The organism is Pseudomonas sp. RSB 5.4 (assembly GCF_037126175.1).
Classification (GTDB): domain Bacteria; phylum Pseudomonadota; class Gammaproteobacteria; order Pseudomonadales; family Pseudomonadaceae; genus Aquipseudomonas; species Aquipseudomonas fluorescens_H.
Window position 1 is genome coordinate 2788220 of the sequence record NZ_CP146986.1, and the last position, 24712, is coordinate 2812931.

Consider the following 24712-nt stretch of genomic DNA (forward strand, 5'->3'; position numbering starts at 1 on the left):
GCTGTTCGCCATGCTTCGACACTGACGGCTTTCAATCATTCCAGAGCCGTTTTCCATGCAGCCACCTTCCGCCACGTTGCAACGCCATACTGCCCAACAGAGCGAATACAGGGCAATGATCACCGCCCTGCGCGCCGTCATCGACGCTTCAGCGTCAGTGGAGACCTACTACCTCACGCCCCAGACACATTCACGCCTGGGTACTGCACACGACCAGGCGCAAAACCTTCTGCAAGCGCTGTTCGAAGACAGCGCCGAACCGCTGTTGGCGGCTCACCTGCAAGCGTCCAGAGGATCACTGCTGCAAGTCGACGCCGCAGCCGGTCACTGCAGCTTTTCCTTCAACCGTCCCGATGGCAGTTCCGCCCGCTACGCCATCGAGGATGTCACCCGGGCCTCCAGCACAATTCAAGAATTTCAGCGAGCGTTGCTGAGTATAGGCGCACACCTGCGTTCCGACAGGCTGCTGCCGTTGTCACAACTGCTGCGTGAGTCCGGGTTCACATTTGCGGACGCACCAGACGCCACGGCACTGGCCCGGCTGATCCGCAAGGTCGAAGAACAACGCGCCGGCCACCGACTGAATCTGCGACACCAGCCGGCGCTGACGGTACTGATGAGCGACGATGACAAAGCCGCGATTCACGACCTGATTGGCGACTGGCTTACCGGCAAAGCCCTGTCGGCCATCGACAGCCTGGCCGGCGAAGTAACGCCCCCTTTCACCCGTCAGCAACTGGAACAACAGCCCGCCGCCTGCCTGGAACGCCTGCTCGACACGCCCAAGGCGCGCGAACTGGGCCAGCGCCTGCTGCAGAAACTGCAATGGTATGGCGCGCGGCCCGATGAACCGACCGCCCCCGATATCGGCCTGCGTTTACTGCTCGAAGCGTTGTGCCTGTGGTACGAACTGCCCGGCGAAGGCAGCTCGACCCACGTGGCCGGTTTTGCGCTGGAACAACGCGCTCACTACGGCACCAGCTACGCCGCCATTCGCCGAGACTTTTTACAGCACCTGGAGGATTCTCACCGAACCTCGACCCCGACCGAAAAACATCTGCTGGGATGGGTATGCCTGACGAAGTTCGGACTGGATTTTCAAGTGCGCGATATTCCTGACGACCTGCCGTACGCCAGCTCGGTGGTCTGGGTCAATTTCGTGCATGGCGTGCACCTCGCCCATGCCCTTGATCCACAGTTGCCGGAACATCTGAGCTTTCAGCAACTGGTCGATCTGCCGCTCAACAAAAGCGAAAACGCCAGCACCGGCCTGCAAACCCTGATCGCCATGACCCGAGTGACTGCCGCACAGACCTGGACACTGGCCACCGGCGCCCAGACGGCAGTGACCGAGACATCCGGCGATGGCGATCACGCGGCGCTGCAAGCGCTGGAAGACCACAAGAAGCAGATGAACACGGCGATCCTGCAACTGGACATCGAGCCGCCCCGGCGACTCGCCCTGGCAAAACAGCAACTGGACAAGGCGCTGGCCAACGAGCTGTACGATCACACGGCGATTCGCCTCAAACGCCACCATCCTTCAGCGCCCAACCGTAGCCGGCGCAGCATTATCGATACCCCGGATGTGGCATTGCCCACCTGGCCGCTGCTGGAGGTCTATGCCGCCGGTGGGTTGAGCAGCGACACGCGCTGGTATGTCAGCCACGATGGCCGCAGTGCCAGCGAATGGATCAGCCTCAACGCAGCAGGCAAACTGCAAAGCGGCTTCATCAATACCAACCAACCTGGCCGCCCCATTTCCCGATTCCCGAGCAACTGCACCCTGCCCGAGATCAAGGCCTTGTTCGAGCAGCAGTTCGACGACTATCGGAGCAAGACCCGCAAGGCCTATGAATATCTGATCAAGTCGCTGCTGGTCACACTGCCGTGGGCTGACCGCCAGGCACTGGAGCACGGCGAAGTGAGGATTCTCGGCCTCCGCGACCCGACATGGCACATCGAATCTCACCTGGAAACACTGGAAAACATCCTGCCTTACCGGGCCCGCATGGGCTTCGTGCTGCAGGCGACGTATCAGGGCCCGCCACAATTCTACGAATGCCTGCCACGCGCCGGCATCATTCGTAAACGCCCGGATCTGGATGGCACACATGTTGGCGGTCTGTTATTGCCACCCCTACCGCCCAAACGTGGACGTACCAAGGGCCAGAGCATCACCCGCATCGTCGCCCGCCGCCTGCCATTCGATCGAGAAGCCCACTGGAACGGTTCGACACCCGCCCCCGACGCCAAGTGCATCGCCATCCTCGAACCGCTGGGCAACCCCCTCCCCGCTTCGCTGATCCCGGCGGCCCATCACGACAGTTCGCCGAACCTGAGCTTCACCTCGCCGCGCGCGGTGAAAATCGCCGCGTCCATTGCGACCGAGTTGTTCTATGTCGATGAGCAGGCGCTGCGCAGTGAGGCTTGGGGTGACACCGGTTTCGAGCGCGACAGCCGCAAAAAGCACTGGATTCATGCCCTCAAGGGCTTTATCCCGTTCTGGGGCAGTCTTGAAGACCTGCAGTCGGACAGTCCGGGAAAAGTCGCACTGGGCGTGCTCGGCCTGTTCCTCGATATCGTCTCGTTCGCGATTCCCTTGGGCAAGTTCGTCGCCGGCAGCATTCGCCTCGCTGCCGTGGCCGGGAAAATGGCGATTCGCGTCGCCCTGCCACGCATGGCGCAATTGTCAAAAAACCTGCTGATTTCGAGCTTGAGAAACTTCAATCCGCTGGACGCTGCGCCTGCTTTGCTCAAGCTCGGTGGTCGAGGCGCGATCGGTGCAGTGCGTGCGGTGGCGCATCTGGAACACCGTGCCATGGCGCGGCTGAAAAGGCTGGCCGGCAAAAGCGCTGACTATGACCTGCTGCACCGTCTGCCCCATGCACTGGATGCCGGGCGCTGGAAAGCGCTGAACCCTGCCGATCATCTGGCCATGGTCAGGGGCGTTGACGATGTGCCGGTGCGCAACGTCGGCGGCTCGCGGTATCACTTGCTCGATCCGCTGTCCGAGCGCCCTTATGGGCCGCGGTTGCTCGCACACGAGCATGATTTTTCGCTGGGACGCTCGCACTACAGCGCCGTGAAAAAAACCGACGATCAGCTCGATATCGAACTGGCGCCGAATACCCGCATCGAGCTTGTCCCCGAGGCTGGCGGACGCACCACGGTCTTGATCGATGATGTGCCCTATCGACTAGACGGCGATGAACTGCGCCGGGTCGATCTGCTCGATGACAGTCGGCACTGGACGCTGCTGCCGTGCCGGATACGCCGCGCACCGGGCGCGGGCGACTGCCGCGTCAGCTACATCACCGCCGAACCCGCTCCGACCCCCGCCCTCGGCACGATCGACAAGGAAAAGGGTTACGCGCCATGGTTCGGCGAGCGGGTTTCGGAGCCGGGCGCCCTGCCCCGGAAAGACGGAACGTTCCTGGCGGTCGATGACAAGCTTTATCAGATCATCGATAACCGTCCGAGGCTGTTCACCGGCGATCTGCGTCGGCTGGGCTTCAAGCAGGTCAGGCTGGTACCGAGGCAACAGATCCAAGCCACGTTGCAGTTTCGCAAAGGCATTTATGCGCGGATAAAAACCGGCGGCACCTATGACGGGATCAATGACTCACATCAGGTTGGTGCGGTGCTGATGCCGGCCATCGATGACTCGGCCTCCTACGTTTTTTTCCGAATCAACAGCCAGGAGTACTACCTGGCCACCATCGCCAAGGGTCAAAAAGCGCCCGATCAATTGACCTTCAGGCGCCTGACGTCGCAAGAGCTGGCCGACGGCACCCTCGGTGCGGAACTGCTGACCGTCTACACCGGCTCGCTGCATGCCAACAACATGGTGCGCATCCATGGTCTTGAATCAGTCGAGCGCGCGATGCGCACCATGGAGCAGATCGCGATCCCCATCGGCACCACGGCCATTCCAGCAAACAACATGAAATGGCTGAAGGTCGACACCAGCCCGGGCGAGGCGCTGATGTTCGATCACTCGACACGGATGATCGTCACCCGGCTACCCGAAGGTGCCGTCACGTGGGCGCGCAGCAAGGAAGCGCCCGAAGCCTTTCGGCAGAAAACCGCAGAGATTTTCGACACGTTGTTTTTGTCACCCACAATCAACCCGGCCAACAGCAACGCGGCCCTGCGCATCGACAGTGCCATGCAGAAACTGCACAACTTGTTGCCCGTGCGTGAGCGGCCGGTCAACGCACGTAACATCGCCTATGCCGAAGTCACCACGGCCAGCGGCAAACGGGAGATCTACGTCAGCGTGTCCGGCGCTCAAGGCAGCACCCAGCGTCTGCCGTTGTTTCGCCACATGGGTGCCAATCATGTGCGGATCGGTGAAACCACTTACATCAATATCGACTACAACCCGACCTTTCCACGAACCTCGCTGGAGGTCACCGAGCAAGGGCAATTGCTGGCCGTGCCGCTGACCATCAAGGACTTGAAAAGCTATCAACCGACGCAGACCAGTCGGCCGACCTCACTGGACAGCGAAAGCAAACTGATCAGCGTGCTACGCGAGAAATACCCGGTTCCTACAGAGATCCGCGCGGTCGACATCGCGACGACCATGCGCCCGTGCGAATCCTGTTCGGTGGTGATGAAGCAGTTCGGACACGACGGCGGCGAGGCGGCGTTGCAGGTGCTGTGGGGCTGATTACAGGCGCTGCAGATGGCCGTAGAGTTTGGCGTAGAGGCCACCATCGGCGATCAGTTGCTGGTGGCCGCCATCCTCGGCCACTTGCCCGCCATCGAACACCAGCACCCGATCCGCCTGCTTCACCGCCGACAGGCGATGGGCAATGATCAGCGTGGTGCGGCCGCTGAGAAAACGCGCCATGGCCTGATGCAGGTTGTATTCGGTGGCAGCATCGAGGGCCGAAGTGGCTTCGTCGAGAATCACCACTTTCGGCTCGGCGAGGATCATCCGTGCAATCGCCAGGCGCTGGCGCTGACCGCCGGAGAGGCGTACGCCGGCGCGACCGACAATGCTGTCCAGACCGTCGGGCAAGGCGCGGATGGTCGCTTCCAACTGGGCGATTTCCAGCGCCTGCCAGCAGGCTTCGTCGCTGCGGGTGCGGCCCATGGTCAGGTTGGCGCGCACGCTGTCGTTGAACAGCGCCGGATGCTGCAACACCACCGCGACGTTTTCGCGAATCAGCTCCAGGCCGATTTCCTGCTGGGTCGAACCACCGAAACGGATGCTCCCGGACAACGGCGTGTACAGCCCCAACAACAGTTGCACCAAAGTGCTTTTGCCGCCGCCGCTGGCGCCGACAATCGCAACTTTCTCACCGGGGGCGATGGACAGGTTCATCTGATCCACCACCAGCTCATCGCCGTAACCGAAGCTCAACCCCTGCACCTCAATGCCCACGGTTTCCCGACCCTTGAACGGATCGACGCCGCCCGGGTATTGCGGTTCGTCAGCCCGCGCCAGCAGTTCGTTGATCCGCGCCAGCGCGCCGCCCGCCGCGTAATAGGCGTATTGCAGATTGAGCAGTTGCTCGACCGGGCCAATCATGAACCACAGGTAGCTGAACACCGCGAGCATCTGGCCGATCGACAGGTCGGAAAACAGCACGGTGAGCATCGCAGCCGCGCGGAAGATGTCGATGCCGAACTGGAACAGCAGACCGCTGGCACGGTTCGAAGCGTCGGTTTTCCACTGCGAGTTGACCGCATAATTACGCACTTCCTGCGCGCGCAGACCGAGGCGGCCGAGGAAGAAACCCTGACGGTTGCCGGCCCGCACTTCCTGGATGGCATCGAGGGTTTCGCTCAGGGCCTGAGTGAAGCGCGAGGTGCTGTCGTTCTCGAGCTTCTTCAGGTGCTTGACCCGTTTGCCCAATTGCACCGTGGCGTAGATCACCAGCGGGTTGAACAGCAGGATCAGCAGCGCCAGCTTCCAGTGCATCCACATCAGGATGCTCGCGGTGCCGACCAGGGTCAGCATCGCCACCAGAAAACGGCTGAGGGTTTCGCCGACAAACTTGTCGAGGGTGTCGAGGTCGGTGACCAGATGCGTGGTCACGGTGCCGCTGCCGAGGCTTTCGTATTCGCCGAGGGAAATCCTTTTCAGGCGCTCGATCAACCGCACACGAATGCGGTAGACGATGTCCTTGGCCAGCCGCGCAAACAGCCGCGCCTGCAACACGCCAAAGCACAGGGCACTGCAACGCAGGGTCAGAGTGACCACCAGCATCAGGCCGATGTAGCCCGCCGCCTGTTGCCACATCGACGGCAACACATGGTTCATGACTTTCAACGCAGCGTCGCCATGGCCGAGCAGGACTTCGTCCACCAGCAAGGGCAGCAGCAACGGAATCGGCACGCTGCACAGCGTCGCCAGCACGGCCACGCCGTTGGCGATCCACAGGGATTTCTTGTGATGTAGCGCCAGACGCCGGACTTCTGCCCAGCTCAGCCGGTCGACACGCTTTACGGCTGGCGTGTCATCGGCCAGGTCAGGCACAGGCGGCGCGCTCCAGCCAGCGACCAAGCAGCGGCGAGAGTTCGCTGAGCGGTTGATAGCCGTTGGTCAGCAGCGCCAGTTGGCCGTTGCGCTCGGCGAGCAGGGTCGGGAACCCGGCGATGCCCAGATCCTGCACCCAGCTGAAATCAGCCTGAGTGGCTTTGTGCTGATCGGCATGATCGAACAGCGCGGCAAATTCGATACGTGGCACGCCGGCCTGCTCCGCCAGCTCGACCAACACGCTGGCCTGGGTGACATCGCGGCCTTCAGCGTAAAACGCCTGCTGGATCAGGCCGACCAGTGTCCACGCACAATCCGGCGCCAGACTGCGCGCGGTGACGATCGCCCGGCAGGCTGGCTCGGTGTCGTAGACGAAACCGTCGGGCAACGCGCCGTCGAATTTGAACGGCTGGCCGGTGGCCTCGGTGACCGCTTGCCAGTGCTCGAGGATGTAGCGCCGCGTGGTCGGTTCCAGCGCCGCACCGCTGCCGGTGCGCAGCCCGCCGACCACCAGGTGCAGCTCCACTCCGGCTGCCTGCGCCTGCTCGACCAAGGCCTTGGCGACCGGGGCGAAACCCCAGCACCAGGAACACATCGGGTCCATCACATAGAGCAGGCGCGCAGACATGATCAGGCCTCGGTGGATGCTTGTTTATAGTTGTAGCCGATCGGGTGCGGCATGTTGCGCGCCTTGGCCAGTTCGATCTGCTTCTGCCGATCGATGGCGCTGCGGCGGGTTTTCTCGCTCAGCTTGTCCCAGCAATGCGGGCAGCTGATGCCGGCCACGTAGTGCTCGGAGGCGCGATCTTCAACGCTGACCGGTGTGCGGCAGGCATGACATTGATCGTAGTCGCCTTCGCTGAGGTCGTGACGCACGGTCACCCGGTTGTCGAACACGAAGCAGTCGCCCTGCCACTTGGTTTCTTCCTGCGGCACTTCTTCGAGGTACTTCAGGATGCCGCCCTTGAGGTGGTAAACCTCTTCGAAACCCTCGCCCAGCATGTAGCTGGAGGCTTTCTCGCAGCGAATGCCGCCGGTGCAAAACATCGCGACCTTCTTGTGCACGGCCGGGTCGAAGTGTTCTTTGATGTAATCAGGGAATTCGCGAAAACTGGTGGTTTTCGGATCGATGGCGCCTTCGAAGGTGCCGATCGACACTTCGTAGTCGTTGCGGGTGTCGATCAGCAGCACTTCCGGGTCGCTGATCAGCGCGTTCCAGTCCTGCGGCTCGACGTAAGTGCCGACCTTTTTGTTCGGGTCCACGCCTTCGACGCCGAGGGTGACGATCTCTTTCTTCAGCTTGACCTTGGTGCGGTAGAACGGCTGCTCGTCGCAATACGACTCTTTGTGGTCGATGTCGATCATGCGCGGGTCGTTCTTCAGCCAGGCGAGCAGGCCATCGATGCCTTCGCGGCTGCCGGACACCGTGCCATTGATGCCTTCTTCGGCGATCAGCAGGGTGCCTTTGATACCGTTGTCGACCATCGCTTGCAGCAGGGGCTCGCGCAGGTCAACGTAATCTTCGAGGGTGACGAACTTATACAGTGCCGCCACGACAATCGGTTGTGTCATGGGTAATTCTCCAGGTGGCTACCCTCGCAAAGGGTGAACCGGATTCAAAAAAAACGCGCCGGGTAAGCGGCGCGTTGCGGATTCTAGCAAAAACACGGTGGATTTTGGATTTACCGAGTTTCTGTGACAACACAAAACCTGTGGTGAGGGGATTTATCCCCGATGGGCTGCGAAGCGGCCCCAAACCCTTAGAATGCGTTTTTCCAGGTATATCGAGTTCTGTGGTTTTAGGGCTGCTTCGCAGCCCATCGGGGATAAATCCCCTCGCCACAAAATCCCGCCTCATCCAGGATCAGTGTTTGCTACCGCCGGCACAGGTCGGCGACGCCGGGGCGGCGCCGACTTCTGCCCATTCCTGCGGGGTGTAGGTGTGCAGCGCCAACGCATGGAACTCGCCCATCAGCTCGCCGAGCGTGCCGTAGACTTTCTGGTGGCGCTTGACCCGGTTCAGGCCTTCGAACTGCGCGCTGACCACCACTGCCTTGAAGTGCGTCTGTAACCCGCGACTGTGCATGTGGCTTTCGTCCAGCACTTGCAGATGCTCAGGCTGCAGCAGGCCCAGCGTCGATTCGATGCGTTGTTGCATGGTCATCACGAACTCCGCTTACTTCTTCTTGGCCGGGGCTGCGCCTTTCGGTGCCAGCTCGTTGGTCATGTCGTCGAGCAGCTTGTTGACCACCGGCACGGCGCTTTCCAGCTTGGCCTGGGTCATCTGGGCCGATTGCTGGGTCAGCTGCGGCATTTTTTCCAGGACTTTTTTGCCCAGTGGCGACTGGTAGAACGCGACCAGATCTTTCAGCTCCGATTCGCTGAAGTTGCTGGTGTAGAGCTTGACCATGTCAGGCTTGAGCTTGTTCCAGCCGATGGCCTGGTCCAGAGCGGCATTGGCCTTGGCCTGGTAGGTTTCCAGTACGGCTTTCTTGGATTCCGGGGCTTTGGTCTGTTCAAAACGCTGAGCGAACATTTGCTGCACTTGCATGTACACCGGAGTGCCCAGCTTGTCAGCGTGCGCCAGGGTCAGGAAAGCTTCAGCACTGGCGTTGTGGCTGGCGGTATCGGCAAGCACCTGGCCGCTGGCGCAAACCAGTGCAACCGCGGTGCAGATGGCACGAAGACGAGTCATCGAGTTTCCTTTTCAGCTAGGCGAGGTCAAACCCCAAGGGCGACCATTCTGCGCCTAAAAAACCTCGTGGCTCAACCCCCGAGCCTTGCCGCGCTTGATTGGCCGGGTTTTACCGGTCAACAATCGGCTCGATGGAACCACCTGGCCCCGACCGGGCCTAAACTGCGCAAACAGACCAACAGGAGTGTGCACGATGAGCCGTATCGAAACCGACAGCCTGGGCCAGATCGAAGTCCCGGACGACGCCTACTGGGGTGCTCAGACGCAACGCTCGCTGATCAACTTCGCCATCGGTCAGGAACGCATGCCGCTGCCGGTCCTGCACGCCCTGGCCCTGATCAAGAAAGCCGCCGCCCGGGTCAACGACCGCAACGGCGACCTGCCAGCCGACATTGCCCGCCTGATCGAACAAGCCGCCGACGAAGTGCTCGACGGTCAGCATGACGACCAGTTTCCGCTGGTGGTCTGGCAGACCGGCAGCGGCACCCAGAGCAACATGAACGTCAACGAAGTGATCGCCGGTCGAGCCAACGAGCTGGCCGGCAACCCGCGCGGCGGCAAGTCGCCGGTGCACCCGAACGATCACGTCAACCGCTCGCAAAGCTCCAACGACTGCTTCCCCACCGCCATGAGCATCGCCACCGCCAAAGCCGTGCAGGAGCAATTGCTGCCAGCGATCGCCGAGCTGTCCGGCGGTCTGGCCGAACTGGCCGCACGTCATATGAAACTGGTGAAGACCGGCCGCACGCACATGATGGATGCGACGCCGATCACCTTCGGTCAGGAGCTGTCAGGGTTCATCGCGCAGCTGGATTACGCCGAACGGGCGATCCGCGCAGCACTGCCGGCGGTGTGTGAGCTGGCGCAGGGCGGCACTGCCGTCGGCACCGGTCTGAATTCGCCGCACGGCTTTGGCGAAGCGATTGCCGCCGAACTCGCCGCGCTGTCCGGTCTGCCGTTCGTCACCGCGCCGAACAAGTTTGCCGCACTGGCCGGGCATGAGCCGCTGACCAGCCTGTCCGGCGCCCTGAAGACCCTCGCCGTGGCGCTGATGAAAATCGCCAACGACCTGCGTCTGCTCGGCTCCGGCCCTCGCGCAGGCTTGGCCGAAGTGAGGCTGCCGGCCAACGAGCCGGGCAGTTCGATCATGCCCGGCAAGGTCAACCCGACCCAGTGCGAAGCGCTGTCGATGCTGGCCTGTCAGGTGTTGGGCAACGATGTCACCATCGGCATCGCGGCGAGTCAGGGTCACCTGCAACTGAACGTCTACAAACCGGTGATCATCCACAATGTGCTGCAATCGATCCGCCTGCTCGCCGACGGCTGCAGCAACTTCCAGCAGCACTGCATCGCCGGTCTTGAACCGGATGCGCAGGTCATGGCCCAGCACCTGGAACGCGGTCTGATGCTGGTGACCGCACTGAATCCGCACATCGGTTACGACAAGTCGGCGGAAATCGCCAAGAAGGCTTACGGTGAAGGCCTGACCTTGCGCGAGGCGGCGCTGCAGCTGGGGTATCTGACCAGTGAAGAGTTCGATGCCTGGGTGCGGCCGGAGAACATGATCGAGGCTGGCGCCAAGGGCTGAGTCCTGTAGCGCCTGACAGGCCGCCTTCGCGAGCAAGCCCGCTCCCACATTGGTACGGCATACACCGATCAAAATGTGGGAGAGGGCTTGCTCGCGAAGAACGATAACGCGGTCTAACTGGCTGCAATCCGCATCCGCCGCGCCTTCAACCCGGCAATCAACGACGGCCCCAACGCCACCAGCGCCGACCCCAGCACCACCAGCACCGCCCCGCCATAACCCAGGCCATTGATCTGCTCGGCATGCACATATTCCGGCCACACCCCGGCGGCAATCGCCACCGCGCCAAAGGTCACCAGCGGCGTGATCGCCAGCGTCGCACTGACCCTTGAAGCCTCCCAGTGCGCCAGCGCCTCGGCAAATGCGCCATAGGCAATCAGGGTATTCATGCAGCACGCCAGCAACAGCCAGCCTTGCACCGGGCTCAGTTCCAGTGCTTCGAGCGGATGCACCCACGGTGTCAGCAACAGCGCGCAGAACAGGTAAATCACCATCATCACCTGCAACGAATTCCACACCGTGAGCAATTGCTTCTGGCCCAGCGCATAGAAGGTCCAGACCGTGGAGGCCAACAGCACCAGCAATACGCCGGCGGTGTAGTCCGACAACGAGGTGAGCAATTCGGCCAGCCGTTGGTTGAAGAACAGCACGAAGCCGATCAGCAACACCGCCAGCCCGATGCCCTGACCGATGCTGAAGCGCTCCTTGAACACAAACAAGCTGGCGATCAGCAACATGATCGGCCCCATCTGCACCACCAGTTGTGCGGTGCCGGGGCTGAGCAGATTGAGGCCCATCAGGTACAGCACATAGTTGCCCACCAGCCCGAGCACCGCCATCAACACCAGCCAGCCGCCCCGGGGGCCGAGCACTTTGCGGCTCGGCAGGCGGCGCGTGGCCGCCAGGTAGATGAACAGGCAGCCGCCGGAGACCAACAGGCGAAACCAGGTCACCGTGATCGGGTCCATCACCAGCAGCACCTGCTTGAGTTTGATCGGCAGGATGCCCCACAAAACCGCCGTCAGCAGTGCCAGGAACAGACCGTAGACCCAGCGACCGGATGAAATGTGCATGCGAACCCCAATGCCTGCTGACAAGAGCGGTCATTCTAGGCGCGCCCGCAGGCGCAACACAGGGACAGTTAGGGCCAGGCCGCGAATGAAACTGTGCAGGTCGCAGCATTAAATTGACGCTTTGCCGTTGATCGGTTGGTGAGGCGCGCCAAGTGCTTCAGGCATAAGCTGATTGGATCCCTGCAACGGATCACTCAAGGAGCCGGATCATGTACGGAATGCGCGCCCAGGACAGCGCCCCCGCCACACACTTTCGCAGCGAGCGGATGTGTCGGGTCAATGGAGAGCTGTTTTTCTGCACGCGGGAGAACACCCTTGAGGGGCCGTTCGACAGCGCCGAGAAGGCTGAGCAGGAAATTCAGGCGTATATCGCGCGGATGCAGGCGCAGACAGCGTAAACCTGTGGCGAGGGAGCTTGCTCCCGCTGGGGCGCGAAGCGGCCCTCGCTCCAGGCTTTACCGGGAAATTCCAGGTCTGCTCCGCAGCCCAGCGGGAGCAAGCTCCCTCGCCACAAGGATTGTGTTGGCCCGTCAGCGCACCGCCTCAAACAACCCCGTCGCCCCCATCCCGCCCCCCACGCACATGGTCACAATGCCGTAACGCAAATCACGCCGCTGCAACTCGCGCACCAGATGCCCGACCTGCCGCGACCCGGTCATGCCGAACGGGTGGCCGATGGAAATCGAGCCGCCATTGACGTTGTACTTGCCGTTATCGATTTCCAGACGATCACGGGCATACAGGCATTGCGAAGCAAACGCCTCGTTCAGCTCCCACAGATCAATATCCGCCACTTGCAAGCCCTTGGCCTTGAGCAGTTTCGGCACCGAGAACACCGGGCCGATGCCCATTTCGTCCGGCTCGCAACCGGCCACGGTGAAGCCACGGAAAAACGCCTTCGGTTTCAGTCCCAGTTGCAGGGCTTTTTCCAGGCTCATCACCAGGGTCATCGACGCGCCGTCCGACAGCTGCGACGAGTTGCCGGCCGTTACCGAGCCGTCCTCGGCAAACACCGGTTTCAGCCCGGCGAGGCTTTCATAAGTGGTATCCGGACGGTTGCAGTCGTCGCGATCGACAATGCCGTCGAGGATCTGTACATCGCCACTGTTCTTGTCCTCGACCCGGTACTTGACCGCCATCGGCACGATTTCATCATCGAACAGCCCGGCCGCCTGCGCCTGAGCAGTGCGCAACTGACTTTGCAGTGCGTAGCGATCCTGTGCCTCGCGGCTGACGCCATAACGGCGCGCGACCACTTCGGCGGTCTGGCCCATCGTGTAGTAAATCCCCGGCACCTGCTGCTTGAGCAGCGGGTTGATCAGGTGATCGGTGTTGACGCTCTTGAGGGTCAGGCTGATCGACTCGACGCCACCGGCAACAATGATGTCGCTGCAACCGGAAGCGATCTGGTTGGCGGCAATCGCGATCGCCTGCAACCCCGAGGAGCAAAAGCGATTAAGGGTCATGCCGGCAACACCAGTGCCCAGACGCGACAACACCGCGACGTTGCGCCCGATGTTGTAACCCTGCGCACCCTCGTTGGAGCCGGCACCGACGATGCAATCCTCGACGCTGGCCGGATCGACGTCGTTGCGCGACAGCAGCGCGTTGACGCAATGGGCCGCCATGTCGTCGGGACGGGTCTGGTTGAACTTGCCGCGAAAGGACTTGGCCAGGCCGGTCCGCACGCTGTCGACGATCACCACTTCACGCATGGCATACCTCAATTGTTGTTGTCGGAGAGAGTCAACCGAGCATAAGTCCAGCCCGCCGCCGACCGCGACAATCATTCACCCCGCGTATGCGTGTCCATTGGCTCAGTCCTTGTGTTTTTTCGCGTGCTTGTCGGACTTCGCGAACGCTTCTTCGAGGGCACGGTTGATCGTGCGCAGCACCTTGACCCGGGCCCAGCGCTTGTCATTGGCCTCGACCAGCGTCCACGGCGAGATCTCGGTGCTGGTGCGGTCGACCATGTCGCCCACGGCGGCGCGGTAGGCATCCCACTTTTCGCGATTGCGCCAGTCGTCCTCGGTAATCTTGAAGCGCTTGAAGGGGATCTGCTCCCGGGCCTGAAAACGCTCCATCTGCGTCTCCTTGTCGATCGCCAGCCAGAACTTGACCACGATCACCCCCGCATCGGCGATCTGCTCTTCGAAATCGTTGATCTCGCTGTAAGCCCGCAGCCAGTCGGCCGGACTGCAAAAGCCCTCGATCCGCTCGACCAGCACCCGGCCATACCAGGAACGGTCGAACACGGTGAATTTGCCCCGTGCCGGCAGGTGTCGCCAGAAGCGCCACAGATACGGTTGCGCGCGCTCCTCTTCGGTCGGCGCAGCAATCGGCACGATGTTGTACTGACGCGGATCGAGCGCCGCCGCGACGCGGCGGATCGCCCCGCCCTTGCCCGCTGCGTCGTTACCTTCGAACACCGCCACCAAGGCGTGCCGGCGCATGCGTTTATCGCGCATCAGCCCGGACAGCCGCGCCTGCTCAGTGATCAATTGTTCTTCATAGTCTTTCTTTTCCAGACGCTGGGTCAGATCAAGACTGTCGAGCAGGTTCAACTGATCGACAGCCGTGCTCAGCGGCGCGGCATTGACCTCATCGGCCTCTACTTGCGGACGCTTGAGGGCGTTCTGCAGACCTTCGAGCAGAATCTTGCCGACCGCGAGGCTGCGGTAATTGGCGTCCATCCCTTCGATGATGTGCCACGGTGCATAGTCGCGACTGGTACGGCGCAACACGCGCTCGCCGTATTTGACGACCTTGTCGTAAGTCTGCGATTGCTGCCAGTCCAGCGGGCTGATGCGCCAACTGTGCAGTGGATCGTCGGCCAATGCCTTGAGCCGCGCCTTCATCTGTTTCTTCGACAGGTGGAACCAGAACTTGAAGATCAGCGCGCCTTCATCGCAAAGCATTTTTTCCAGACGCTCGGCGGCGTTGATTGCCTGATCCAGACGTGGATCCTTGAACAATCCATGCACACGGCCCTGGAGCATCTGGCTGTACCAGTTGCCGAAGAAAATCCCCATCCGGCCCTTGGCCGGCAGCATCCGCCAGTAACGCCACGCGGGTGGCCGCGCCAGTTCTTCATCGGTCTGCTGATCGAAGGTGCGCACCTCAATCAGGCGCGGGTCCATCCACTCGTTGAGCAACTTGACGGTCTCGCCCTTGCCGGCGCCCTCGATGCCGTTGATCAAAACGATCACCGGAAAACGTTTCTGCTGCTGCAACTCGAATTGCGCTTCCAGCAGTGCTTCACGCAGCGCAGGCACCGCCGCGTCGTAAGTCTCTTTGTCGATGGCATGGCCGATTTCGGCGGATTCAAACATGGGGACGGCTCCTTCCAGGATTCAGCAAGACTAGCGGATTGGGCATGGGCGCGGCGGAGAAATTCCGCTCACCATGGCAAGTGGGATGAATGAACAAACTGTGGCGAGGGAGCTTGCTCCCGCTCGGCTGCGCAGCAGTCGCAAGACCTGCAACCACGGTCCTCCAGACAAATTGCGGTCGCAGGTTTCGGGGCTGCTTCGCAACCCAGCGGGAGCAAGCTCCCTCGCCACAAAGAAACCCGCCTTTCGTCTCAAATCGTCGATTGTCTTCGAGGCTGCACAGCCGGGCCTTGCCATGGATCAAGCACCCTGCGCCCGATCAGCTAGAATGGCCGCCTTGTCGTTGCCGAGCCTGCCATGAAACCTGTATTGCCCCACGCCCAACTCGACTGGGATGACCACGGACGTCCGCGCTCGCGGGTGTTCGATGATGTGTATTTTTCCGACCAGTCGGGGCTGGATGAAACCCGCTACGTGTTCCTCGAACAGAACCGTCTGGCCGAGCGTTTTGCCGCACTGCCAAGCGATGGGCGTCTGGTGATCGGTGAAACCGGCTTCGGCACCGGGCTGAATTTTCTCTGCGCCTGGCAGTTGTTCGAGCAGCATGCGGTGGCCGGTGCGCGGCTGCATTTTGTCAGCGTCGAAAAGTACCCGCTGAGTCCGGCCGACCTGCAAAGGGCACTGGCCTTGTGGCCGGATCTCAAGCCGCTGGCCGATCAGTTGCTGACCCATTACGTGGCGATCCATCAGGGCTTCCAGCGGATCATTCTCGGCAATGGCCGGGTGACGCTGACGCTGCTGATCGGCGATGCGCTGGAGCAACTGCCGCAACTCGATGCGCAGATCGACGCATGGTTTCTCGACGGTTTCGCCCCGGCGAAAAACCCCGACATGTGGACCGCCGAACTGTTCGCCGAACTCGCGCGACTGGCTGCGCCCGGCTCGACCATCAGCACCTTCACCAGCACCGGTTGGGTGCGGCGCTTGCTCAACGCCGCCGGGTTCAAGATGAAACGCACCCCGGGCATCGGCCACAAGTGGGAGATCCTGCGCGGCGAGTTTCTTGGCTGGCCACAGGACGTCGCGCCACCGCTGCCGGACAAGCCGTGGTTCGCCCGCCCCGCGCCGTTAAAAGGCGAACGCCGCGCGCTGGTGATCGGCGCCGGGCTGGCCGGATGTGCGAGCGCTGCCAGCCTCGCTGCACGCGGCTGGCAAGTCAGTCTGCTGGAGCGTCACGAGGCCGTGGCGCAAGAGGCGTCGGGCAATCCGCAGGGCGTGCTCTATCTGAAATTGTCGGCCCACGGCACCGCGCTGTCGCAACTGATTGTCAGCGGCTTCGGCTACACCCGCCGCCTGCTGGAAACCCTGCAACGCGGCACGGACTGGGACGATTGCGGCGTGCTGCAATTGGCCTTCAATGCCAAGGAAGCCGAGCGTCAGGCGCAACTGGCAGCAGCGTTCCCGGAAGATCTGGTGCACTGGCTCGATCAGCCCCAGGCTGAAACTCAGGCTGGTATCGCCGTGGCCCATGGTGGGCTGTTCTACCCCGAAGGTGGCTGGGTGCATCCGCCGGCGCTGTGCCAGGCACAAGCCGCGCAAGCGAACATCGAACTGCTCAAGCATCACGACGTGCTGGAACTGCGCAAGGTCGATGATCAATGGCAAGCCTTCGACGGCGACCGCCTGCTCGCCAGCGCCCCGGTCGTGGTATTGGCCGGTGCTGCGGAAATAAAACGCTTTGCGCAAAGTGCCGAGCTGCCGCTCAAACGCATCCGCGGGCAGATCACGCGCCTGCCGCAAACTGCCGAGAGTCAGGCGCTGCGCACCGTGGTCTGCGCCGAAGGTTATGTCGCGCCGGCACGCTTGGGCGAACACACACTCGGCGCAAGTTTCGACTTCAACAGTGACGACTTGACCCCGACCACCGCCGAACACCTCGGCAATCTGGCGATGCTCGAAGAGATTTCCAGCGATCTGGTGGCGCGCCTGCACATCGATGAACTGCCCCCGGAAACACTGGAGGGACGCGCCGCGTTCCGCTGCACCAGCCCCGACTACCTGCCGATCGTCGGCCCGCTTGCCGACCGCGCAGCTTTCGCTCAGGCCTATGCCGCGTTGAGCAAGGATGCACGACAAGTGCCGGACATTGCCTGCCCGTGGCTCGATGGCCTGTACGTCAACAGCGGCCACGGTTCACGCGGGCTGATCACCGCGCCGCTGTCTGGCGAACTGCTCGCGGCGTGGCTGGACAACGAGCCGCTGCCACTGCCCAGAAGCGTCGCCGAAGCCTGCCACCCCAACCGTTTCGCCTTGCGCAAGTTGATTCGCGGCAAATGAAAAATCGCGACTGGCCGCTGGTCAGTCGCCCCCTCTTATAACTCATCGTTCTAAAACTCCCACATCTGCAGCGGGTCAGTTTCTGAGTAGCGGCCATTTTGGCCTGACTTGAATCACCCCTCCCCAACGGAAAAACCGGTAAGGACTTTATGTGCGGACTAGCTGGCGAGTTACGTTTTGATCATCAACCTGCAGACCTTGCAGCGGTTGAGCGAATCACCCATCACCTGGCCCCTCGCGGCCCCGACGCGTGGGGCTTCCATGCCCAAGGGCCGATTGCCCTGGGCCATCGTCGCCTGAAAATCATGGACCTGTCGGACGGCTCGGCGCAGCCGATGATCGACAGCCAATTGGGCCTGTCGCTGGCCTTCAACGGCGCGATCTACAACTTCCCCGAATTGCGCGCCGAGCTCGAAGCGCTCGGCTATGCGTTCTATTCCGGCGGTGACACCGAAGTGCTGCTCAAGGGCTACCACGCCTGGGGCGAAGCGTTGCTGCCGAAACTCAACGGCATGTTTGCCTTCGCCATCTGGGAGCGCGACGCCCAGCGCCTGTTCATCGCCCGTGACCGTCTCGGCGTAAAGCCTTTGTACCTGTCGCGCACCGGCCAGCGTTTGCGCTTTGCCTCGGCCCTGCCGGCGCTGCTCAAGGGCGGCGACATCAACCCGATCCTCGATCCGGTGGCGCTCAATCACTACCTGAATTTCCATGCAGTAGTGCCGGCTCCACGCACCTTGCTCGCGGGCATCGAAAAGCTGCCGCCAGCGACCTGGATGCGCGTCGAAGCCGATGGCCGCACCGAACAGAAAACCTGGTGGACCCTGCCCTACGGCCCACACGACGACGAGAAAAACCTGACGCTCGAAGACTGGCGCGACCGTGTGCTCGACAGCACCCGTGAAGCGGTAGCGATTCGGCAACGGGCGGCGGTGGATGTCGGTGTGCTGCTCTCCGGCGGTGTCGATTCGAGCATGCTCGTCGGCCTGCTGCGCGAAGTCGGCGTGGAGAACCTGTCGACCTTTTCCATCGGTTTCCAGGATGCCGGCGGCGAGCGTGGTGATGAATTCCAGTATTCCGATCTGATCGCCAAGCACTACGGCACCCAACACCATCAATTGCGCATCGACGAAAAAGAGATCATCGAGCAATTGCCCGCCGCGTTCCGCGCGATGAGCGAGCCGATGGTCAGCCACGACTGCATCGCCTTCTACCTGTTGTCGCGCGAAGTGGCCAAGCACTGCAAAGTGGTGCAGAGCGGCCAGGGCGCGGATGAGCTGTTCGCCGGTTATCACTGGTATCCGCAAGTCGACGGCGCAGCAGATCCGTATGCAGCCTATCGCGCGGCGTTTTTCGACCGCAGCTACGACGACTACGCGGCCACCGTACAGCCGAAATGGCTGACCGCGAATGATGCGGCCGGCGACTTCGTGAAAGAGCATTTCGCCCAGCCCGGCGCTGATGCGGCGGTGGATAAAGCCCTGCGTCTGGACAGCACGGTGATGCTGGTGGACGACCCGGTCAAACGCGTCGACAACATGACCATGGCCTGGGGCCTGGAAGCGCGCACGCCGTTTCTCGACTATCGACTGGTGGAACTGTCGGCGCGAATTCCCGGCCAGTTCAAGCTGCCCGATGGCGGCAAACAAGTGTTGAAAGAAGCCGCGCGCCTGGTGATTCCGAGCGAAGTGATCGACCGCAAGAAAGGTTACTTCCCGGTACCGGGCCTCAAGCATTTGCAGGGCGACACGCTGAACTGGGTGCGCGAACTGCTGCTGGATCCGAGCCAGGATCGCGGCCTGTTCAACCCGGCCATGCTCGACAAATTGCTGACTGACCCGCAAGGCCAACTGACGCCGCTGCGCGGCTCGAAACTGTGGCAACTGGCGGCCCTGAACCTGTGGCTCAGTGAACAAGGAATCTGATTGATGAAACCTCACGCCACGGCGATCAACCAACGTCTGTTACGCGGTCAGACACCGTCGTATGAACGCTTACAGGCGCGTCTGGCCGAAGACGGCAGCGAACTCGGCGCCGACCCCATTGCCGTGCATTGCGGCTGGGGGCGACTGCTGATCGGTCACACCTTTCCTGACCCGGCGACGCTGGCGCAGGAACTGCTCAACGAGCAGCCCGGCGAGCGCGATATCGCCCTGTACGTCGCCGCGCCGCAGCAGATTCTCGGTCTGGAGCCGGCCCAACTGTTTCTCGACCCGTCCGACACCCTGCGCCTGTGGTTCAGCGATTACCGCCAGGCCACCCGTGTGTTTCGCGGCTTCCGCATTCGCCGGGCACAGAGCGAAGCCGACTGGCAGGCGATCAATCTGCTGTATCAGGCACGCGGCATGCTGCCGATCGATGCCACGCGGCTGACTCCGCATCATCAGGGCGGCCCGGTTTATTGGCTCGCCGAAGACGAAGACAGCGGCGCGGTGATCGGCAGCGTCATGGGCCTCAATCACCAGAAAGCCTTCAACGATCCGGAACACGGCAGCAGCCTGTGGTGTCTGGCGGTGGATCCGCAGTGCTCGCGGCCCGGTGTCGGTGAAGTGCTGGTGCGGCATTTGATCGAGCACTTCATGAGTCGCGGCCTGAGCTATCTGGATCTGTCGGTGCTGCATGACAACCGCCAGGCGAAGAACCTCTACGCCAAACTCGGTTTTCGCAACCTCTCGACCTTCGCGATCAAGCGCAAGAACGGCATCAACCAGACGCTGTTCCTCGGTCCCGGCCCGGAAGCCAACTTCAACCCTTATGCGCGAATCATCGTCGAGGAAGCGCATCGGCGCGGCATCGATGTGCAAGTGGATGATGCCGAAGCCGGGCTGTTCACCCTCAGCCACGGTGGGCGCCGGGTGCGTTGCCGCGAATCGCTGAGCGACCTGACCAGCGCGATCAGCATGAGCCTGTGCCAAGACAAGAGCCTGACCCACAAGGTGTTGAAGGCCGCCGGGCTGAAACTGCCTTCGCAGCAACTGGCGGGTAACGCCGACGACAACCTGGCGTTTCTCGATGAGCATCAGCGAGTGGTGGTCAAGCCGCTCGACGGTGAACAGGGCCAGGGTGTGGCGGTCGATCTGCAGAGTATCGAAGAGGTGCAGCAGGCCATCGAAGCCGCCAAACATTTTGACAGCCGTGTGCTGCTCGAAAGCTTCCACGAAGGTCTCGACCTGCGGATTCTGGTGATCGGTTTTGAAGTGGTGGCCGCCGCGATTCGCCGTCCCGCGGAAGTGGTCGGTGACGGCCATCATTCGATCGGTGCATTGATCGAGGCCCAGAGCCGCCGTCGGCAAGCCGCCACCAGTGGCGAGAGCAAGATTCCGCTGGATCATGAAACCCAGCGCACCCTGCATGCGGCCGGTTATGACTACAGCAGCATCCTGCCGGCGGGCGAGCATCTGTTCGTGCGCCGCACCGCCAATCTGCACACCGGTGGCACGCTGGAAGACGTTACGGCGATTCTGCACCCGACCCTGGTCGATGCCGCCGTCCGTGCGGCGCGAGCGCTGGACATTCCGATGGTCGGCCTCGACCTGATGGTGCCGGCAGCGGACCAACCGGAGTACGTGTTTATCGAAGCCAACGAACGCGCGGGGCTGGCCAATCATGAGCCGCAGCCGACGGCGGAGCGCTTTGTCGATTTGTTGTTTCCGCACAGTCAGCCGGCTGTTTCTTGATTCCGAGGCGTCTGGACTGACGCCTTCGCGAGCAAGCCCGCTCCCACAGGTTGAACGCATTCCAAATGTGGGAGCGGGCTTGCTCGCGAAGGGGCCGCAACAGACACCCTAAATCACCCCTCATCGAAACCATCGATGCGCCTCAACTCATCAGGAGTTTCCATGACCACTCAAATCCCTGAACCGGATCTCAACTACCTGCAAAAAGTCCTGCTGGAAATGCTCGCCATTCCCAGCCCCACCGGATTCACCGACACCATCGTGCGTTACGTCGCCGAGCGTCTGGAAGAACTCGGCATCCCTTTCGAGATGACCCGTCGCGGCACGATCCGCGCCACGCTCAAGGGCAAGAAAAACAGTCCCGACCGCGCCGTGTCCGCGCACCTCGACACCATCGGTGCCGCCGTGCGTGCAGTGAAAGACAACGGGCGGCTGACCCTGGCCCCGGTCGGCTGCTGGTCGAGCCGGTTTGCCGAGGGCAGCCGGGTCAGCCTGTTCACCGACAACGGCGTGATTCGTGGCAGCGTGCTGCCGCTGATGGCGTCCGGGCACGCGTTCAACACCGCGGTGGACGAGATGCCGATCAGTTGGGATCACGTCGAACTGCGTCTGGATGCCTACTGCGCGACCAAGGCCGATTGCGAATCGCTGGGCATCAGCGTCGGCGACGTGGTGGCGTTCGACCCGCTGCCGGAGTTCACCGAGAGCGGCCATATCAGCGCCCGCCACCTCGATGACAAGGCTGGCGTTGCCGCGCTGCTGGCCTCGCTCAAGGCCATCGTCGACAGCGGTCAGGAGTTGATGATCGACTGTCACCCGCTGTTCACCATTACCGAAGAAACCGGCAGCGGCGCGGCGGCGGCATTGCCGTGGGATGTCAGCGAATTCGTCGGCATCGACATTGCCCCGGTTGCGCCGGGGCAGCATTCCAGCGAACACGCGGTGAGCGTGGCGATGCAGGATTCCGGTGGCCCTTATGACTATCACCTGTCACGGCATTTGCTGCGTCTGGCCAGCGAAAACGAACTGCCGGTAAGGCGCGACCTGTTCCGCTATTACTTCAGCGATGCGCATTCGGCGGTGACTGCCGGGCACGATATCCGCACCGCCCTGCTCGCCTTTGGCTGCGACGCGACCCATGGTTATGAACGTACGCACATCGACAGTCTGGCGGCGCTCAGTCGTTTGCTTGGGGCGTACATTCTGAGTCCGCCGGTATTCGCCAGCGATGCGGCGCCGGCCAATGCTTCGCTGGATCGCTTCAGTCATCAGATCGAGCATGAGACGCAGATGGAGAGCGATACGCGGGTGCCGTCGGTGGACAGTCTGGTGGGGCAGCGCTCGGACAGCTGAATCCTTGTTATCTGAACTATGGCTATCGCGAGCAGGCTCACTCCTACAGTTGGAATGCATTTCCTTGTAGGAGTGAGCCTGCTCGCGATGAGGCCGGTACAAACCACACAAAACTGGCAGCCAACCCTCAATCGCCGTAGCATCCCGCCATTGATTTAGCCGAGGTGCCCATGCTGATTCCCTACGACGCTCTTGAAGTCGACACCCTCACCCGCCTGATCGAGGATTTCGTCACTCGCGACGGTACCGACAACGGTGATGACACCCCATTGGAAACCCGTGTACTGCGCGTCCGCCAAGCACTGACCAAAGGCCAGGCGCTGATTGTTTTCGACCCGGAAAGCGAGCAATGCCAGTTGATGCTCAAGCACGATGTGCCCAAGCATCTGTTCGACTGAAAACTTCAGCGAGCCTTTTCGCTGATCTGTTTACGCTGGATCCGCTCGTAAACTTCAGAGCGGTGCACATTGACCTTCTGCGGCGCCTCGACGCCGAAGCGCACGCTGGAACCGTTGACTGACAATACGCGCACGGAAATATCGTCACCGATGGAAATCAACTCGCCCACAACACGGCTGAGTACAAGCATGGAGTTCGTCCTTCAGGGTTAGCCAGCCCTGAAGATGCGCGGCGGACGGGCGCTCTACAATGGGTCGCGAGCAATTCAGTCTTGCCCTACACCGTGAGTCGCTGCGCCCTTCAGACGTTTCCTGCAAATGGCTAAACAGTCTCGCCTCAAGCGGCGGAAAATCGCGGCCCGAACAGAATCACACTGGCACCGATCACGCATAACGCCACGCCGATCCAGTCCGAACCCAGCGGGCGCACGCGCTCGACCACCGCCAGCCAGCCGATCGACGCGACGATGTAGATTCCGCCATACGCGGCATAGGAGCGCCCGGCGTAAGCCGCTTCGACCCGGGTCAACAACAGCGCGAACAGGGTCAGGCTGAGCAGTGCCGGGATCACCCACAAGGCACTTTTGCCCTGACGCAGCCACATGAAAAAGGCGAAACAACCGGCGATTTCAAACAGCGCCGCGAGGAAGAACCACAGGTAATTGAGCATTGATGCGTCTCGACAGGGTGACCAATGCGGCCACCCTAACGACGCGATACCCGCCGGGCAAGTTCAACCGTTGGTTTGTTTGGCCTTGGCGCGCATTTTATCGGCCATGGTGGTCATTTCGTTGTAGATCAGTTGCGGGTTCTTCTGCTTGATCGCCCAGGCCATGCGCCCTTGCTCGTGCGGCAGAATCATGAACTCGCCCGCGGATACTTGCTGATAGATATAGTCAGCGATGTCAGCAGCAGTGATCGGCGAACTTTCCAGCAACTTGCCGACCTGGGCTTTCATCGCCGGCGTCGGGCCACGGAACGAATCGAGCAAGTTGGTCTGGAAGAACGACGGGCAAACCACATGCACGCTGACTTCCTGCTGCGCCAGTTCGATCAGCAAACTTTCCGACAACGCCACCACACCGGCCTTGGCCACGTTGTAGTTGCTCATCGCCGGGCCTTGCATCAAGGCCGCCATCGAGGCGATGTTGATGATCTTGCCTTTGCTCTGTTCCAGCAGCGGCAGGAACGCCTTGCAGCCCTTGACCACGCCCATCAGGTTGATCGCGATCTGCCAGTCCCAATCCTCCAGCGACAGCTCGCTGAAAAATCCGCCTGACGCCACACCAGCATTGTTGACGATGACATCGATGCCTCCCAGCTTCACTTCACAGGCTTGGGCAAACGCGGTCAGCTGGCTGTAATCACGCACATCGCAACGCTGGGTGAAACCGTCGCCACCGGCCTCACGCACCCATTTCAGGGTTTCCAACAGGCCGGGCTCGCTGACATCCGACAAAGCCAACTGCCAGCCTTCACGCGCCCAGCGCAGCGCGATTTCGCGACCCAAACCTGAACCCGCGCCAGTGATCATCATGCGATTTTGCATAGCCGACAGCCTTGTTGTTTCGTAGGAGATACGCGGAGTGTAGCGAAGGAACCTGGGTATCCCACGCTCCATCAGAATGCTGAATACAGGATCAAAAGATCTTGCGCTTAAAGGAAATAAGTCTGCGGCCCAAATACATTAAAAAAACATTGAATTTTCTTTGATTCACACCGGTCGGAATTTGTAAGCCGTCTGGAATTAGTTAGCCTCCAGTCGC

At 61.6% G+C, this 24712-nt stretch carries 19 protein-coding genes; 8 read left to right on the plus strand and 11 right to left on the minus strand.

What is annotated here, in order from left to right; genetic code table 11:
* The first annotated feature begins 55 nt into the window (after window positions 1-55).
* Complete coding sequence (locus V9L13_RS12460; RefSeq protein WP_338802659.1) at window positions 56-4678, plus strand: hypothetical protein; 4623 nt, start codon at window positions 56-58, stop codon at window positions 4676-4678.
* Here the strand turns inward: V9L13_RS12460 and V9L13_RS12465 are convergent, their stop codons facing one another.
* The 5 genes from V9L13_RS12465 to V9L13_RS12485 form a co-directional block, all read right to left on the minus strand.
* A complete protein-coding gene (locus V9L13_RS12465) occupies window positions 4679-6496 on the minus strand; it encodes an ABC transporter ATP-binding protein (RefSeq protein ID WP_338802661.1) in 1818 nt (605 codons plus the stop codon).
* Window positions 6489-7091: a DsbA family protein gene (locus V9L13_RS12470; protein ID WP_171061881.1), complete on the minus strand. Its 603-nt coding sequence runs from the start codon at window positions 7089-7091 to the stop codon at window positions 6489-6491. Before V9L13_RS12470 ends, V9L13_RS12465 begins: the two co-directional genes overlap by 8 nt.
* A 35-nt stretch (window positions 7092-7126) precedes the next feature.
* Window positions 7127-8068: a rhodanese-related sulfurtransferase gene (locus V9L13_RS12475; protein WP_338802662.1), complete on the minus strand. Its 942-nt coding sequence runs from the start codon at window positions 8066-8068 to the stop codon at window positions 7127-7129.
* A 292-nt stretch (window positions 8069-8360) separates the two neighbouring features.
* Window positions 8361-8660 (minus strand): BolA family protein, encoded by a 300-nt coding sequence (locus V9L13_RS12480; RefSeq protein WP_003226935.1) that lies wholly within the window; start codon window positions 8658-8660, stop codon window positions 8361-8363.
* 12 nt (window positions 8661-8672) lie between these two features.
* A complete protein-coding gene (locus V9L13_RS12485; RefSeq protein ID WP_003226938.1) occupies window positions 8673-9191 on the minus strand; it encodes a DUF2059 domain-containing protein in 519 nt (172 codons plus the stop codon).
* Between the two features lie 193 nt (window positions 9192-9384).
* Here V9L13_RS12485 and V9L13_RS12490 point away from each other — a divergent pair, with 193 nt between their 5' ends.
* On the plus strand, window positions 9385-10779 hold the full coding sequence (locus V9L13_RS12490) for a class II fumarate hydratase (RefSeq protein WP_003226940.1): 1395 nt from the start codon (window positions 9385-9387) through the stop codon (window positions 10777-10779).
* A gap of 113 nt (window positions 10780-10892) precedes the next feature.
* Here the strand turns inward: V9L13_RS12490 and V9L13_RS12495 are convergent, their stop codons facing one another.
* On the minus strand, window positions 10893-11852 hold the full coding sequence (locus V9L13_RS12495; protein WP_226499679.1) for a DMT family transporter: 960 nt from the start codon (window positions 11850-11852) through the stop codon (window positions 10893-10895).
* A gap of 209 nt (window positions 11853-12061) precedes the next feature.
* Between V9L13_RS12495 and V9L13_RS12500 the strand changes: the two genes are divergently transcribed.
* Window positions 12062-12250 (plus strand): DUF6316 family protein, encoded by a 189-nt coding sequence (locus tag V9L13_RS12500; protein WP_338802663.1) that lies wholly within the window; start codon window positions 12062-12064, stop codon window positions 12248-12250.
* Window positions 12251-12382: 132 nt separating this feature from the next.
* Here V9L13_RS12500 and V9L13_RS12505 read toward each other — a convergent pair whose 3' ends face one another.
* On the minus strand, window positions 12383-13567 hold the full coding sequence (locus V9L13_RS12505; protein WP_045122578.1) for a thiolase family protein: 1185 nt from the start codon (window positions 13565-13567) through the stop codon (window positions 12383-12385).
* A 102-nt stretch (window positions 13568-13669) separates the two neighbouring features.
* Window positions 13670-15184 carry a polyphosphate:AMP phosphotransferase gene (pap, locus tag V9L13_RS12510; protein ID WP_201136897.1) on the minus strand — a complete coding sequence of 505 codons (1515 nt, stop codon included), beginning with the start codon at window positions 15182-15184 and terminating at the stop codon, window positions 13670-13672.
* A 357-nt stretch (window positions 15185-15541) separates the two neighbouring features.
* On the opposite strand from pap, the gene mnmC reads away from it, so the two are divergent.
* The 5 genes from mnmC to V9L13_RS12535 all read left to right on the plus strand — a co-directional run bounded on the left by mnmC (window position 15542) and on the right by V9L13_RS12535 (window position 22946).
* Window positions 15542-17521 carry a bifunctional tRNA (5-methylaminomethyl-2-thiouridine)(34)-methyltransferase MnmD/FAD-dependent 5-carboxymethylaminomethyl-2-thiouridine(34) oxidoreductase MnmC gene (gene mnmC / locus V9L13_RS12515; protein WP_338802664.1) on the plus strand — a complete coding sequence of 660 codons (1980 nt, stop codon included), beginning with the start codon at window positions 15542-15544 and terminating at the stop codon, window positions 17519-17521.
* A gap of 149 nt (window positions 17522-17670) precedes the next feature.
* Window positions 17671-19443 (plus strand): N-acetylglutaminylglutamine amidotransferase, encoded by a 1773-nt coding sequence (locus V9L13_RS12520; protein ID WP_047598738.1) that lies wholly within the window; start codon window positions 17671-17673, stop codon window positions 19441-19443.
* Between the two features lie 3 nt (window positions 19444-19446).
* Window positions 19447-21195 carry an N-acetylglutaminylglutamine synthetase gene (gene ngg / locus V9L13_RS12525; protein WP_338802665.1) on the plus strand — a complete coding sequence of 583 codons (1749 nt, stop codon included), beginning with the start codon at window positions 19447-19449 and terminating at the stop codon, window positions 21193-21195.
* 162 nt (window positions 21196-21357) lie between these two features.
* Complete coding sequence (locus V9L13_RS12530) at window positions 21358-22548, plus strand: osmoprotectant NAGGN system M42 family peptidase (protein WP_003226953.1); 1191 nt, start codon at window positions 21358-21360, stop codon at window positions 22546-22548.
* Window positions 22549-22718: 170 nt separating this feature from the next.
* Complete coding sequence (locus tag V9L13_RS12535; RefSeq protein WP_003192759.1) at window positions 22719-22946, plus strand: YheU family protein; 228 nt, start codon at window positions 22719-22721, stop codon at window positions 22944-22946.
* A 5-nt stretch (window positions 22947-22951) separates the two neighbouring features.
* On the opposite strand, the gene csrA is transcribed toward V9L13_RS12535, so the two are convergent.
* From csrA to V9L13_RS12550, 3 genes are all read right to left on the minus strand, one after another.
* Complete coding sequence (gene csrA, locus V9L13_RS12540; RefSeq protein ID WP_003226955.1) at window positions 22952-23137, minus strand: carbon storage regulator CsrA; 186 nt, start codon at window positions 23135-23137, stop codon at window positions 22952-22954.
* A 146-nt stretch (window positions 23138-23283) separates the two neighbouring features.
* On the minus strand, window positions 23284-23616 hold the full coding sequence (locus tag V9L13_RS12545) for a YnfA family protein (RefSeq protein ID WP_338802666.1): 333 nt from the start codon (window positions 23614-23616) through the stop codon (window positions 23284-23286).
* 63 nt (window positions 23617-23679) lie between these two features.
* Window positions 23680-24495 (minus strand): SDR family oxidoreductase, encoded by an 816-nt coding sequence (locus V9L13_RS12550; protein WP_338802667.1) that lies wholly within the window; start codon window positions 24493-24495, stop codon window positions 23680-23682.
* Between the last annotated feature and the right edge of the window lie 217 nt (window positions 24496-24712).